The sequence below is a fragment of the Saccharospirillum alexandrii genome (assembly GCF_004000275.1).
Taxonomy (GTDB): domain Bacteria; phylum Pseudomonadota; class Gammaproteobacteria; order Pseudomonadales; family Natronospirillaceae; genus Saccharospirillum; species Saccharospirillum alexandrii.
On sequence record NZ_RCIP01000001.1, the window covers coordinates 1,041,155 to 1,054,819 of the forward strand.

The 13,665-nt window shown below is 57.6% G+C and carries 13 protein-coding genes; 12 read left to right on the plus strand and 1 reads right to left on the minus strand.

The genetic code is table 11. The features are described from left to right. Positions 1-48: 48 nt before the first annotated feature. Positions 49-801 (minus strand): helix-turn-helix domain-containing protein, encoded by a 753-nt coding sequence (locus tag EP166_RS04815; RefSeq protein WP_164743817.1) that lies wholly within the window; start codon positions 799-801, stop codon positions 49-51. A 331-nt stretch (positions 802-1,132) separates the two neighbouring features. On the opposite strand from EP166_RS04815, the gene EP166_RS04820 reads away from it, so the two are divergent. The 12 genes from EP166_RS04820 (at position 1,133) to nirB (ending at position 13,656) form a co-directional block, all read left to right on the plus strand. Beyond that, on the plus strand, positions 1,133-1,699 hold the full coding sequence (locus EP166_RS04820; protein ID WP_127555646.1) for an ANTAR domain-containing response regulator: 567 nt from the start codon (positions 1,133-1,135) through the stop codon (positions 1,697-1,699). An 81-nt stretch (positions 1,700-1,780) separates the two neighbouring features. Next, a complete protein-coding gene (locus tag EP166_RS04825) occupies positions 1,781-2,890 on the plus strand; it encodes a CmpA/NrtA family ABC transporter substrate-binding protein (RefSeq protein WP_127555647.1) in 1,110 nt (369 codons plus the stop codon). Positions 2,891-3,036: 146 nt separating this feature from the next. Next, positions 3,037-3,177: a hypothetical protein gene (locus tag EP166_RS21100; RefSeq protein WP_164743818.1), complete on the plus strand. Its 141-nt coding sequence runs from the start codon at positions 3,037-3,039 to the stop codon at positions 3,175-3,177. Between the two features lie 41 nt (positions 3,178-3,218). Beyond that, positions 3,219-3,515, plus strand: coding sequence for a hypothetical protein (locus tag EP166_RS04830; protein ID WP_127555648.1), 297 nt, complete (start codon positions 3,219-3,221; stop codon positions 3,513-3,515). 461 nt (positions 3,516-3,976) lie between these two features. Then, the gene (locus EP166_RS04835; protein WP_127555649.1) at positions 3,977-5,359 is read left to right on the plus strand and encodes a CmpA/NrtA family ABC transporter substrate-binding protein; all 1,383 of its coding nucleotides are present in this window, start codon (positions 3,977-3,979) and stop codon (positions 5,357-5,359) included. A 68-nt stretch (positions 5,360-5,427) separates the two neighbouring features. After that, positions 5,428-6,429 carry an ABC transporter permease gene (locus tag EP166_RS04840; RefSeq protein WP_127555650.1) on the plus strand — a complete coding sequence of 334 codons (1,002 nt, stop codon included), beginning with the start codon at positions 5,428-5,430 and terminating at the stop codon, positions 6,427-6,429. A 41-nt stretch (positions 6,430-6,470) separates the two neighbouring features. Then, complete coding sequence (locus EP166_RS04845; protein WP_127555651.1) at positions 6,471-7,319, plus strand: ABC transporter ATP-binding protein; 849 nt, start codon at positions 6,471-6,473, stop codon at positions 7,317-7,319. A 290-nt stretch (positions 7,320-7,609) separates the two neighbouring features. Beyond that, a complete protein-coding gene (locus tag EP166_RS04850) occupies positions 7,610-8,560 on the plus strand; it encodes a PDC sensor domain-containing protein (RefSeq protein WP_127555652.1) in 951 nt (316 codons plus the stop codon). 216 nt (positions 8,561-8,776) lie between these two features. Further along, positions 8,777-9,049 (plus strand): DUF1289 domain-containing protein, encoded by a 273-nt coding sequence (locus tag EP166_RS04855; protein WP_127555653.1) that lies wholly within the window; start codon positions 8,777-8,779, stop codon positions 9,047-9,049. A 355-nt stretch (positions 9,050-9,404) separates the two neighbouring features. After that, positions 9,405-9,596 carry a zinc ribbon domain-containing protein gene (locus tag EP166_RS04860; RefSeq protein WP_127555654.1) on the plus strand — a complete coding sequence of 64 codons (192 nt, stop codon included), beginning with the start codon at positions 9,405-9,407 and terminating at the stop codon, positions 9,594-9,596. 301 nt (positions 9,597-9,897) lie between these two features. Continuing rightward, positions 9,898-11,088, plus strand: coding sequence for an NAD(P)/FAD-dependent oxidoreductase (locus tag EP166_RS04865; RefSeq protein ID WP_164743819.1), 1,191 nt, complete (start codon positions 9,898-9,900; stop codon positions 11,086-11,088). A gap of 9 nt (positions 11,089-11,097) precedes the next feature. Beyond that, positions 11,098-13,656 carry a nitrite reductase large subunit NirB gene (gene nirB, locus EP166_RS04870; protein WP_127555656.1) on the plus strand — a complete coding sequence of 853 codons (2,559 nt, stop codon included), beginning with the start codon at positions 11,098-11,100 and terminating at the stop codon, positions 13,654-13,656. Positions 13,657-13,665: the final 9 nt, after the last annotated feature.

Consider the following 13,665-nt stretch of genomic DNA (forward strand, 5'->3'; position numbering starts at 1 on the left):
CAGGTGATGTGGGAAGCGGGCCTGGTTACCGTGCCCTACCTCCCTTTGCTAATGGGCGCTGGCTTGCTTGCGAATCTGACCCGGCGAGTGGCCGGTGCGATTTTTAACAGCGTGAGTCAGTGCACTCTGGTTACTAAAGCCCGTTTCGAGTGCAATGTCTGCAATGGAGTGAGAAGAACAGCGCAGCAGCCAGATGGCCTGGTCGAGCCGCAGTTTCATGACATACTGGTAGGGCGTCATGCCGGTTACCTGGCGAAACCGGAGATGAAACTGGCTGATGCTCATGTGACAGAGGTTAGCCATTTCGGTCACCGAGACTTTTTCCTGCAGGCGGTGACGAATCATCTGGTCGATTCTCGACAAATCGAACCGGCCGAGAGACTCCTGGCCGGGTACCGCCCGCCCAGTCAGGCGCTGGTACAGGCTGTGCAACAAGAGCGCACTGACATGCTGTTGCATGTGCGGATCGTGACCGAACTGATCAATCTCACGCGCCATGGCCGTCAGCAGGCTGCCGAATTGCGCGTCGAGCTGGAAATAATGGGGGCGATCGAACAAACGGCACAGCATTTCATGGTCAATGCTGCTGTCGATGGAGGCTTCTACCGAGAAATCGAGCACCACCATGCGGTTATCGCCCAGACCCTGAAAGGCGTGATCACTCTGGGTGGGAACCAGACACCCATTTCCCAGACACAACCGGTCACCGCCCTCACCCTCAAGCTCAAAGGCGGCATTGCCCTCGAACCCGAGAACAACCTGGTGATGACTGTGATGATGGCGACCACCCGTTTGGGGCATGGGCTCCAAACGACTCAATCCTCCCAACCACATAGCACGCTCCCAGAGGTGATGAACCAATACCGGTGACACACCTGCATCGACTTTAGTCTCATACCATACGCCCCGCCAACGCTGTCGCCAAGTCATCCGGGGTATTAAAGTCTGTACGGACGCGTTACGGCGCTCCGAATCGGTGCAAAAAGCCGCCCCAAAGACGCGCAGCCGCACCAGAGTGCAGCGCTTTGAGTCTCTGAATCGCCCAATCACGGCGATTTTATAGGCACAGGCCTTGCAGTGACAAGCCAAGCCCCGTCTCAGCCCGATAAATGCAGGACCCCACCGTGCGCGTATGAACATTCTTGTCATTGACCAACAACTCGAACGCGCCCAAATTCTGGAAACCGCGCTCACCGCGCTCGGCTATGCCGTGGTGATTCGATCGCCGGACGAACACCGCATCTATCAGTTGGTTGAGTCCTTTCAGCCTGACGTTGTCATCGTCGATGCCCAGTCACCCGACCGGGATATGCTCGAAGATGTAGCGCTGACTTCCGACCGAACGCCGCGTCCGATCATCTTCTTTGCCGAAGATGATGACGACACCGTCATCCGCGATGCGATTAACGCCGGCGTCAGTGCCTATATTGTCGATGGTCTTCAGGCCAGCCGAGTAAACACCATTATCAAGGTGGCCATTTCCCGTTTCGAGGCCTTTCAGGCGCTGCGGGGCGAATTGCGCAAAACCCGCGATGAACTGGCTGATCGCAAGGTCATCGACCAGGCCAAAGGCCTGCTGATGAAACATCGCCAGTGCGACGAGGCCGCGGCATTTGGCGCGATGCGCAAAATGGCCATGAACAAGAAGGTGCGCCTGGTCGAGATCGCCCAGGACATACTGGTGCTATTCGATGAATAAGCCGTCTTACCCCCTCAAACGCCTTCACGCCAGGGCGGCCCCAGTATGCCAACCTGCGACTGATGACGAGAGAACACTGCCATGAGTAACCCGTTCATACCCCAAGGCACCGACTGCACCGAGCTGAACCTCGGCTTTCTGCCACTGCTCGATGCGGCGCCGCTGATCGTTGCCCAGGAAGCCGGTTTTTTTGCCGACGCCGGCTTACAGGTGCACCTGCACCGGGAGGGCAACTGGGCCAGCCTGAGGGACAAGCTGTCGCTGAAACTGATAGACGCCGCCCATTTACTGGCGCCGTTGGTGGTCGCCAGCCAGACCTCGCTGGCCAGCACCGCTGTTAGAAATCGTCTCACCACATCGCTGTCACTGGGGCTCAATGGCAATGCCATTACCTTCTCTAATGCACTCTCAACGGCACTCAATTGCGCCCTGCCCGCCACGCAGGCCGAACTGGGGCCAGCGCTGAAAGCGGTGATCGACGACCGGCACGAGCGCGGCCTGCCCAAGCTGGTGTTTGGTACGGTGTTTCCAATGTCGATGCACACCTATTTATTACGCACCTTTTTTGAACAGGCCAACATCGACCCCAACCAGGACATCGGGATCCGTGTGGTACCGCCGCAGCAAATGGTCGAGGCCCTGACTCAGGGCGATGTTGACGGATTCTGCGTCGGTGAGCCCTGGAACACCGATGCAGTTCGAGCCTGCCAGGGCAACCTGGCCTTACTGGGCTACGATATCTGGCCCGATGCACCGGAAAAGGTGCTGGCCGTTCATGCCGACTTTGCCGAGCAACAGCCCGACACCCATCAGGCCCTGATTGGTGCCCTGTTACGCGCCTGCCAGTGGCTGGATGGCCCCAACAGCCTCGCCTCGGTCGCGCACTGGCTGGCGAAACCCGACTACCTCAATTGCGATTCCGACCTGTTGCTGGAGGCCATGCAAGCCCCCTGGCACGATGGCCTGCCGCGCTGGCACAAGGTGTTCTTCCGCAACCGGGCTACCTACCCCGACCCGGATCACGCCCGCTGGATGCTGACCCAGATGCTGGCCGCCCGGCAATTGCCCGAAAAACGGGTTTCTGACACCGAGGTGATAGACCGGGCGTACCAGCCAGAGATCTGGAAAAAAGTTTTCAAAAAGATGACGACGGTACCGAAAGCTGAAACTCCAACCGATTCAGAGACTTAGAAAGCCGTTGAAAAAAACGGCGTCAATCACCCCAATTTTTCTTTAAAAACCCTCTTTTCAGCCCCCCTTCTCCTCTGTATTATGCGCGACCCGCTGACCACTGAGCCCCTGGTATCAGAGTGCCAGGGCGCTGACGGGAGACCTGTATGAGCAAAGCAGCGTCGGCACCGGGGCCCTCACGGCACAACCCGGTTGCCCGGTTCAATCCGCACCGAGGCCAGGCCTTTACCGACCGGAAAAAGTCGGCCAAACGCGGGTACCAAAAGCACCGCCCAGACTGGGCATAACATCAACCCAACGTGTCCAAAGCGATACCGGGAGCCATATCATGATCCGTTTCACAGTCGATACCATTCGAGTTCTCATTCACGTCAGCCCGCGGGGCGTGTTTGAGGACCTGTCTGAGTGGGATCAGGAAGTGGTCGGCTCGTACTCGGTTGATGTCTCGGCAAAGCTGGGCAAGGAACACTGGGCCGATGCCGCCCTGGATGCTTTTCACGGCTCCATTTCAGTCGACGATGAAGACGCACTCGAATTTCTGGTTGAAGACAGCCAGGGCAGCCTGCTGATTGGATCCCAAGGGCATTTGCACGCCTCACTGATGGACGAAGCAGAGCTGGTCTAACCGTCATTTAGTAAACCGGCGCTGGGTGGTCACCAGCGCCGGCTTTCTGCGTCACACCCATTACTTACACGACAGCTACCGCCTCAAACTCACCCACTTCTCTGCCGCAAAATTGTCCCGCAATGGTGCGACTGCCCTCATTCAGCCCATAAATAGCGCATTAACGCCGCACGCAATCCACGGGCACAGTTGCCTCAGCTAACCCTCCAAGCCGCTCCACTGCCGTGTTTCAGAGGTGATGTTCGGTTCTGGCACGGTTATCGCTTTGTTCAGATTAGATCCATTGCTCCGCAGCAGATGCGTAATCGCTGCGCACAGAGCAATAACAACACAGTCTACTTGGCAACGGTGCCCTGTTCGCAAACGCGAACTCGGTGCCGTTTTTTTTTGGGCGCTCGTCAGCAGCCAGACCACATTCCGGCACGCTGAGTGCAACGCTAAACCTTGGGGAGACAGACACCATGACCTTAAACCACGCTTCGACTTCCGTGCCTAAACGGCTCACCCGAACCCTGGTGGGCACCGCACTGTGCGCCACCGTCAGCGTTGCCCAGGCCGACCTCGGCTGGCCGGAAAAAGAAGCCCTGACCTTTGGGTTTATCAAACTGACCGACATGGCCCCGCTGGCCATCGCCTACGAAAAAGGCTATTTCGAAGACGAGGGGCTCTACGTCACGCTCGAAGCTCAGGCCAACTGGAAAGTTCTGCTCGATGGCGTGATTACCGGCGAACTCGACGGTGCCCATATGCTCGCCGGTCAGCCACTGGCTGCGACGCTTGGCTACGGCACTCAGGCCAACATTATCACGCCTTTTTCGATGGACCTGAACGGCAACGGCATTACCGTCTCCAACGATGTCTGGGCAAGCATGAAAGAACACATTCCCCACGAAAACGGCAACCCGGTGCATCCAATCAGTGCCGAGGCACTGCAACCGGTCGTCACCGAATACCGTGACCGGGGCGAGGCGTTTCGGATGGGCATGGTGTTCCCGGTCTCGACCCACAATTACGAAATTCGCTACTGGCTTGCTGCGGGTGGCTTGCACCCGGGGTATTACGACCCGGCCAACGGTGATACCTCCGGGCTGATCGATGCGGAAGTGGAGCTGAGCGTTACCCCACCCCCGCAAATGCCCTCGACACTCGAAGCCGGCACCATCAAAGGCTACAGCGTAGGTGAACCCTGGAACCAGCAGGCCGTGTTCAAAGGCATCGGCGTGCCCGTAATTACCGACTACGAGATCTGGAAAAACAACCCGGAAAAAGTCTTTGGCATTACCGAAGAATTCGCCGAGGCTTATCCGAATACCACCGTAAGGGTGGTGCGCGCACTGATTCGGGCTGCCCATTGGCTGGATGCTGACGACAACGCCAACCGGGAAGAAGCCGTACGTATTTTGTCGCAACCCAAGTACGTAGGCGCTGATGAAGAAGTCATTGCCAATTCCATGACCGGTACCTTTGAATACGAACGTGGCGATGTACGATCCGTCCCCGACTTCAATGTCTTTTTCCGTTACAACGCAACCTACCCCTATTACTCCGATGCCATCTGGTACCTGACCCAGATGCGCCGCTGGGGCCAGATCGGCGAGCAAAAACCCGACGACTGGTATTTCAACATGGCGGCACAGGTCTACCGGCCAGACCTTTACCAGGCTGCGGCTGAAAGCCTGATTGAAGAAGGCACCTTCAGCCCCGACCAGTTCCCGGCCTTTGCCAGCGAAACCGGCTTTAAACCCGAGCAATCTGAATTTATCGACGGCATTCCCTACAACGGCCGTGAACCCAATGCGTACCTGAGCCGGTTTCCCATCGGCCTGCAAGGCAGCAACGAGTAATCGTCGATCGTGCACTGCTCGTGGGTAATTCGCGCGCAGTGCACTCCAGTACGGTACAGGAGAAAACCATGACAGCGCAGACATCCAGCCACCCGTGGCGGAAACTCAAGCTCAACCTGAGCCATCGCCTGGCCGACATCAACCCGGTGCAATGGCTGACATCACTGCTGTTACCCGTGACCGGCATTGTTGTCTTTCTGATGCTGTGGCACGTTGGTGCCAGCCAAATCAATACGTCGCTGGGCACCTTTCCGGGCCCGGTCGATGTGGTGGAACAGAGCCAGTCACTGTGGCAGGGCCATGTGGCCGAACGGGAAAAAGAAACCGCCTTCTACCAGCGCCAGGAAGACCGCAACGCCGCGCGCATGGCCGATGACCCAAGCTACAGCCCAACCATCCACAGTTACCCGGGCAAGGCGACCTTCATCGATCAGATTGTTACCAGCCTGGTCACGGTACTCGCCGGCTTTCTGGTGTCGAGTGTGATCGCCATTCCCTGTGGGATCATCATCGGTCTGTCTCGTTCGACCTATCAGGCCGTCAATCCGATCATCCAGATTTTCAAGCCCGTATCGCCCCTGGCCTGGCTGCCACTGGTGACCATGGTGGTCAGTGCGGTGTATGTATCTGACGACCCGATGTTCGAGAAATCCTTCATCACTTCGCTGTTCACCGTTACCCTTTGTTCGCTCTGGCCTACCTTGATCAACACCGCCGTGGGTGTAGCCAATATCGATCGTGATTTATTGAACGTCAGTAAAGTTCTGCGGCTACCGACCTTCACCCACATTCGCAAAATCGTCATCCCCTCGGCGATTCCGATGATGTTTACCGGTTTGCGTGTGTCGCTGGGCATCGCCTGGATGGTGCTGATTGCCGCTGAAATGCTGGCGCAGAACCCGGGCCTGGGCAAATTCGTCTGGGATGAATTCCAGAACGGCAGTTCCGATTCACTCGGTCGCATCATGGTCGCGGTGCTGGCCATTGGCCTGATCGGCTATGCCCTCGACCGCATCATGCTGATGCTGCAACAGGCCGTCAGCTGGGACAAGACCAGCGAGCAACGCTGAACCCAAACAACCCGAATTTTTTACGCGTCAGGAGATTAAACATGACCCAGACACATCTCGAATTGAGTGGCGTCGGAATCGACTTCCCGACCCCAAAGGGGCCTTTCACAGCCCTCAGCAACGTCAATTTGAAAGTGCGCGACGGTGAATTTGTTTCACTGATCGGGCACTCCGGTTGCGGCAAGAGTACCGTACTCAACATTGTCGCCGGCTTGCACCAGGCAACCCGTGGTGGCGTGTTACTCAACGGCAAGGAAGTCAATGAGCCCGGCCCGGAACGTGCTGTGGTTTTTCAAAACCACAGTCTGCTGCCCTGGCTCACTGCCTGGGAAAACGTGGAGCTGGCGGTTAAACGCGTGTTCGGCAAAACCAAAAGCCGGGCCGAACTGAAAGACTGGATTGCCCATAACCTGGAGCTGGTACACATGGGCCACGCCATGCACAAGCGCCCCGGTGAAATCTCCGGCGGCATGAAGCAGCGGGTCGGCATTGCGAGGGCACTGGCGATGCAGCCCAGCGTGCTGTTGCTTGACGAACCCTTTGGCGCGCTCGACGCCCTGACCCGCGCCCACCTCCAAGATTCGCTGATGGACATTCAGGCACAGCTGGGCACAACGGTGATTATGATCACTCACGATGTCGACGAAGCCGTGCTGCTGTCAGACCGCATCGTGATGATGACCAATGGTCCCTCGGCAACGGTCGGTCAGATTCTGGACGTGGATCTTGAGCGCCCACGCAACCGCCTGGCACTGGCCGACGATGGTCACTACAACCATTTACGCTCTGAAGTGCTGACATTTCTGTACGAAAAACAACGCAAGATCGAACCGATTTCATCACGGGCAACGGCGACCACTCAGGCAAAAAAGAATACCGAAGTGGCCTGATCGCTTTTTAATAAAGAGGGTGCAAAACACACCCTCTTTATTGATCTATTTTTTAACAACACCTCCGACTTGCCAGAACAAATACCCCATCATTCCACCTGCTTCTGTTATTTCCTTACGGTTTAACAGGCAGTATTGCCCACCACAGCACGCATCGGTCATCAGGCTGTTACTGAGCAACAAAGCTGACCTGTCGGGCAGGCCCGGGTGCCAGCGTCGCCATTGGAGAAGCATACCGAGGGGTGATAGCGTAAAGGCCTTCACTCACTCCCGAAGGACTTGAACGCCCCATGGCGTACCACAGTTATTTGCACCTGGTATCGAGCTACCAGCAAGATCGCGTTGCGATCAATGGCCTGATCGAATCAATCGTCTCCAGCCTCGACCGCATCAGTTTGCTCACCGACCCCAACGCACAGCAGGAGGAAGTGGCCCACCTCAGCAAGGCTTATCCGTTCATCGAAATGCTCTACAGTCTGGACGACCGAGGCAAACAACTGCTGCCCTCCGCCTATGGCCAGGGTGTCACCGAGCCAGCACGTCGCACCCTGGGGCAGCACAGCGATCGCAGTCACCGGCCCTACTTTCAGGCCGCGCACCACAACCCGGGGGCCATCACCGTCTCTGAGCCTTACCTGTCGAGCGCTACGCACCGCCTGGCCATTTCGGCAGTGCTGCGATTCAACCGCAACGACAGCGATGAGTCAGATGCTGAAACGCCCGGCTATCTGGTCCTTAATTTAAACCTGCAGGCACTGATTGCTTACCTGAACAACGATCAATTGCGCTATCGGTTTCACCCAGTTTTTCGAACCGTCTACGCCCTGATCGGATCGGTGTTGATAGCAGTCTCCGGCCTGTTGCTCTGGGCCTCGCTGCAATCACTGCTGGGTACCCTGCTGACACCCAGCCACATCGCTACCGACTCATTCGGCGTCGTGATTCTGATCACACTGAGCCTGGCCATTTTTGACCTCGGCAAAACCATCATCGAGGAAGAAGTCTTCGTTCATAAAGACATTCACCACCACGGATCAACGGAAAGAACCATTACCCGCTTCATGTCTGCTATCCTGATAGCGATTTCGATCGAGGCATTACTGCTGATGTTCAAGTCACTGCTGGGTGAGAGCGACCAACTGATCCAGGCGGTCTATATGATGTTATCCGCCGTGGCACTATTGATCGGGCTCGGTATTTACCTGAAACTCAGTCGGCCTGAAGCCAGCACTGGCAATTGACTGGCTGACCCTGGTCTTGGAGTTCGGGTTTACTCTGTGGCGATGGTCCGCACCGATAACCGGGGTTGCTCCTGTGGGGTCGGCGTAAATCCGTCCATGGAGCCTAGACCGCAGCATCCCTGCTGCGGACTACCCCACAGGAGCAACCCCGGTCATCGCCGCTCGCGTTTGTGGCGAACTCCAAAACCAGAAAACTAAACAACCTGACGTGGTGCCATGAAACAGCTCGAATTTTTCGACATACCCAGCCCCTGCATCGGTGTTTGCGAATCCGGTGCCAGAGGTTACTGTCGCGGTTGTTTTCGTTCCCGGGCCGAGCGCCAGTACTGGTTTCAGGCCGACGATGAAGCCAAGCGTCTTATCATTCGTGCCTGCCAGGTTCGTAAACTTCGTTTCGAGCGAACCCAAGCCAGCCAGTCATCCGAACCCTCTCCCCCGCAGGACACGCTCTTTCCTGATCTCGACGAAGAAGTTGGCAGTAATTCCTAGCTTTGGTTTTTTAGGTAATTACGGAACTTGAGGAGTTCGCCGAAGGTTTAGTATCAGGTACCGGTTATGCCTCTCTGGGGTAGTTCGCAGCATGGACTAAAACGCCAGGAGCGTTTTAGCATGAGCGTAGCGAGCCCGAAGGGTGAATCCCATGGAGGGGATTCATATCCTGCGATCTAGGCCCCATGGACGGGTTCACGCCGACCACAGAGAGGCATGACCGGTGGCTGATACGCACTCCTGGCAACATAGCAGCCTCGAACTCCGGAATTCGACCTCCAAGTAAAGCCGTGCAGATAGAAGAGCCTTGAACTACCTTCAGTCGTATCGTCATGCTGACCTTGCGGAGGCCACTATGTCCCTCGATCATCTGTCCACTGAACTGGTGGATTTGCGTTGCCCGTATTGTGACGCCAGTATTCATCTGATTGTCGACCCCACCGAAGACAGCCAGGAATATACGGAAGACTGTGAAGTCTGCTGCCAGCCCATGGTCGTGGTGACCGAGGGTGATCAGATTGTGCGCCTGGCGCGGGAAGACGAATAACAAAGGTACCTATGCCCCAACACCGAACACGTCAGCGGTCTTCCTGGCCGGTCTTGGTGCAAAAATCCACACTCCCTCCTTCGAAAAACCGCTAATCGCCTGAATTTACGCGCTTTTAAAAGTTGGCACGCCCTTCGCTATATAGAAACCAGTCATCACAAATCAGAGTCTGGCTTGCCGGTTCTCTGAGATGAGATGGCCTTACACTGTGATTTGCGTATCGAGCATTGGCGCTCTTGGGGAAACCCAAGAGCGTCTTTTTTTTGTCTGGCCGAAAAGGTCAGACACTGGCGAGGGGCCTATGAACCAGAAGCGGTTACTGATCATCGGACATGGCATGGCGGCGACCCGGTTGCTGCAAAAGCTGGTCGAGCGCGGGTATCCGGGGTCCATCACCGTGGTCAGCGAGGAAGGCGGTATTGGTTACAACCGCATTCAGCTGACGCCCTGGCTCGCCGGTGACGTCAGCGAAGCGAGTCTCGACCTGGTCGACGACGCCTGGTATCGCCAGCACCGGATCTACCGGGTAAACGGCGATGCGGTCGTCGCTCTGAACCCGGCAGGCCAGGTAAGGCTCAACTCCGGCCGCACCCTCGAGTTTGATCAGGCGGTGCTGGCAACCGGCGCCCTGCCCCGATTTCCCGACCTGCCCTTTCCCACGCAGCCTGCGATTCGAGCCTTTCGCAGCAAAGCCGACGGCCACTGGTTAAAAGCACTGCCCGCGAACCGCTCAGCGGTCGTGGTCGGCGGTGGCCTGCTGGGCCTGGAGGCCGCCTGGGGCCTACGAGCCCGCGGGCACCGCGTCAGCCTGGTTCATCGCAACACCCACCTGATGAACCGGCAACTGTCGGCACCAACGGCGGCCTATCTGGCACGCGCAGCAGTGCAAGCTGGCATCAACTTGCACCTTGGCTGTGAACTGAACCACGTCCAGGCCGAGCCGGAACTTTCCTCGGTTGAATTAAGCACTGGCGATACTCTGGCTGCCGATGTGCTGATCGCCGCCGCTGGCATTCAGCCCAACGAACACCTCGCTCGCCAAGCCGGGCTGCGCGTCAATCGCGGCGTGTTGATTGATGACCAGATGCGCACCAGCCACCCACAGCTGTTTGCCTTGGGTGAATGCGCCGAATTCAATGGCCAGACCTTTGGCCTGGTGGCACCGGCCTATCAGCAAGCTGAGGTGTTGGCCTCGGTGCTCTGTGCCGAACCGGCGCACTGGTCTCCCGAGCAATGCACCACCCGTTTAAAAATTTCCGGGCTCGACGTCGTCTCTCATGGCTGCATCGACCACCCCGATGCCCGGCACCTGACCCTGGACGCGCCCGGCCTCAACCAGTGCCGGCGACTGCATTTTCTGAACGACCGGCTGATCGGTGCCGAGATGGTCGGCATTCGCACCCACCTTGAGCTCTACCAACACCTGATTGAACAACAGACCCCCATAAACGATGCCCGCGCCGTGATGCTGGGCAGCGTCAAGGCGGCCTAGGAGAAGCACATGACAGCGCAACCGATACTCACAGACACCCGGAATCAACGCCAACTGGTCATTATCGGCAACGGCATGGTCGGTCACCACGCGGCCATGAGCTTTTCGGAGGCTTGTGGTGAAGCAACAGACTGGGCCATCAACATTATTGGCGAAGAGACTTACAGCGCCTACGACCGGGTGCATCTCTCCGAGTACTTCCAGGGCAAAACGCACGCTGATCTGGCATTGGGCACACTCGAACACTACAACGAACGCGGCATCCACACCCACCTGGGCGTAGCCGCACGCCAGATCGATCGCGATGCCAAGAAAGTCGTGCTGGCAGACGACACAGCGCTGCCCTACGACGCCCTGATTCTGGCGACAGGCTCTTACCCTTTTGTACCGCCAATACCCGGGCACGACCTGCCCTCCTGCCTGGTTTACCGAACGCTCGATGACCTCGATGCGATTCGTAACGCCGCGAGCGATGGCAGTGTCGGTGTTGTTATCGGTGGTGGTTTGCTCGGCCTTGAGGCGGCCAATGCGCTTAAGTCACTGGGGCTCGATACTCATGTCATCGAGTTCGCCCCCCGACTGATGCCGGTGCAACTGGACGCCGATGCCGGCACCTTGCTGCGCGATAAAATTCAGGCACTCGGGGTTCAGGTTCATGTGAATACCGCCACTCAGTCGATCACCACCGACGAACAGGGGCGCACCGTGCTTACCTTCGCCGATGCGGAACCATTGGTCACCGATGTCGTCGTCTTCTCTGCGGGTATTCGCCCACAAGATGCCCTGGCCCGTGACGCTGGTCTGACGTTGGGTGAACGCGGCGGTATCGCCATTAACAACCGGTGCCAGACCTCCGATCCGGCGATCTACGCCGTGGGTGAAGTGGCACTCTGGAACGACGCCATTTTTGGTCTGGTCGCCCCCGGTTATCGCATGGCCGAAACGGCCGCTGCACACCTTACCGGGGGTGATGCCTCCTTCACCGGAGCCGACATGAGCACCAAGCTGAAACTTCTGGGGGTCGATGTGGGTGCCATTGGCGATGCCCATGCTCGCAGCGCCGGCGCAGTGTCCTACCGATACAGCAATGAACGCACGGGGGTTTATCGCAAGCTGGTGACCAGTGCCGATGGCAGCCGACTGCTGGGTGCCATTTTAGTGGGCGACAACAGCCTGTACGACACCCTGCTGCAGTATTACCTGAACGACATTACACTGCCCAAAGAGCCTGACAGTTTGATTCTGCCGAGCAGCGAAGGCGTGCCTCAATTGGGCGTCGACGCATTGCCCGACACCGCTACGCTGTGTTCCTGTCTCAACGTCACCAAGGGCGATGTCGTTAGCGCCATCGATTCAGGCTGTTGCGCCCTCGGAGAAGTGAAAGCCGAAACCCGGGCCAGCAGCGGCTGCGGCGGGTGCGCCGCCATGCTCAAGCAAGTGGTCGATGCAACCCTGGAAGCGCGCGGCGTTGAAGTTGACCATTCATTGTGCGAGCACTTCAGCTACACCCGCCAGGAATTGTTTCATCTGGTGCAGGTCGGCCAGATCAAAACCTTCGATGCGCTGATTCGCGAACACGGCAAGGGCCTCGGCTGCGACATTTGCAAACCCACGGTTGCCTCCATTCTCGCCAGTTGCTGGAACGAGAGTGTACTGGAACCGGCGCACGTCAAGCTGCAAGACACCAACGACACCTTCCTGGCCAACATGCAAAAAGACGGCACCTATTCGGTGGTGCCGCGCATTGCCGGTGGCGAAATTACGGCCGACAAATTGATTGTGATTGGCGAAGTGGCCAAAGAATACGACCTCTACACCAAAATTACCGGTGGCCAGCGCGTCGACCTGTTCGGTGCCCAGCTGCATCAGTTGCCTGAAATCTGGAAACGGCTGATCGACGCCGGATTCGAAACCGGCCAGGCCTATGGCAAATCGGTGCGCACCGTGAAATCCTGTGTCGGCAGCACCTGGTGCCGCTATGGTCAGCAAGACAGCGTAGGCATGGCGATCTTGCTGGAAAACCGCTACAAGGGGTTGCGCGCACCGCACAAACTGAAGTTCGCCGTCTCAGGCTGTACCCGCGAATGCGCTGAAGCGCAGAGCAAAGACATTGGCGTCATCGCCACCGAACACGGCTGGAACCTCTACGTATGCGGCAACGGCGGCATGAAACCGCGTCATGCCGATTTGTTTGCAACCGACCTCGACGACGTCACCCTGATCAAAACCATCGACCGGCTGCTGATGTTCTACATCAAAACCGCCGACCGGCTGCAACGCACCGCCCGCTGGATGGAAAATCTGGAAGGCGGTCTCGATTATCTCAAAGAGGTCATCCTCAACGACTCCCTGCAGTTGAACACTGAGCTGGAACAACAAATGGCGCGCATCGTCGACACTTACCAGTGCGAATGGAAAGCCGTGCTGGACGACCCGGAAAAACTGAAACGTTTCCGCACCTTCGTCAACAGCGACAGTGCCGACAGCAATGTGGTGTTCGTTAAAGAGCGCGAGCAGATTCGCCCCGCGCGCGATGAAGAAAAAGCCCGACTGATCGCTACCGCCTAGGAGACCGAC

What these genes read in the sequence shown, in the direction of transcription:
- nirB (WP_127555656.1), top strand. Translation starts at nt 11,098, where the DNA reads ATGACAGCGCAACCGATACTCACAGACACCCGGAATCAACGCCAACTG.
- EP166_RS04860 (WP_127555654.1), top strand. Translation starts at nt 9,405, where the DNA reads ATGTCCCTCGATCATCTGTCCACTGAACTGGTGGATTTGCGTTGCCCG.
- EP166_RS04815 (WP_164743817.1), bottom strand. Translation starts at nt 801, where the DNA reads ATGCCCCAAACGGGTGGTCGCCATCATCACAGTCATCACCAGGTTGTT.
- EP166_RS04820 (WP_127555646.1), top strand. Translation starts at nt 1,133, where the DNA reads ATGAACATTCTTGTCATTGACCAACAACTCGAACGCGCCCAAATTCTG.
- EP166_RS21100 (WP_164743818.1), top strand. Translation starts at nt 3,037, where the DNA reads ATGAGCAAAGCAGCGTCGGCACCGGGGCCCTCACGGCACAACCCGGTT.
- EP166_RS04825 (WP_127555647.1), top strand. Translation starts at nt 1,781, where the DNA reads ATGAGTAACCCGTTCATACCCCAAGGCACCGACTGCACCGAGCTGAAC.
- EP166_RS04840 (WP_127555650.1), top strand. Translation starts at nt 5,428, where the DNA reads ATGACAGCGCAGACATCCAGCCACCCGTGGCGGAAACTCAAGCTCAAC.
- EP166_RS04845 (WP_127555651.1), top strand. Translation starts at nt 6,471, where the DNA reads ATGACCCAGACACATCTCGAATTGAGTGGCGTCGGAATCGACTTCCCG.
- EP166_RS04835 (WP_127555649.1), top strand. Translation starts at nt 3,977, where the DNA reads ATGACCTTAAACCACGCTTCGACTTCCGTGCCTAAACGGCTCACCCGA.
- EP166_RS04830 (WP_127555648.1), top strand. Translation starts at nt 3,219, where the DNA reads ATGATCCGTTTCACAGTCGATACCATTCGAGTTCTCATTCACGTCAGC.
- EP166_RS04850 (WP_127555652.1), top strand. Translation starts at nt 7,610, where the DNA reads ATGGCGTACCACAGTTATTTGCACCTGGTATCGAGCTACCAGCAAGAT.
- EP166_RS04865 (WP_164743819.1), top strand. Translation starts at nt 9,898, where the DNA reads ATGAACCAGAAGCGGTTACTGATCATCGGACATGGCATGGCGGCGACC.
- EP166_RS04855 (WP_127555653.1), top strand. Translation starts at nt 8,777, where the DNA reads ATGAAACAGCTCGAATTTTTCGACATACCCAGCCCCTGCATCGGTGTT.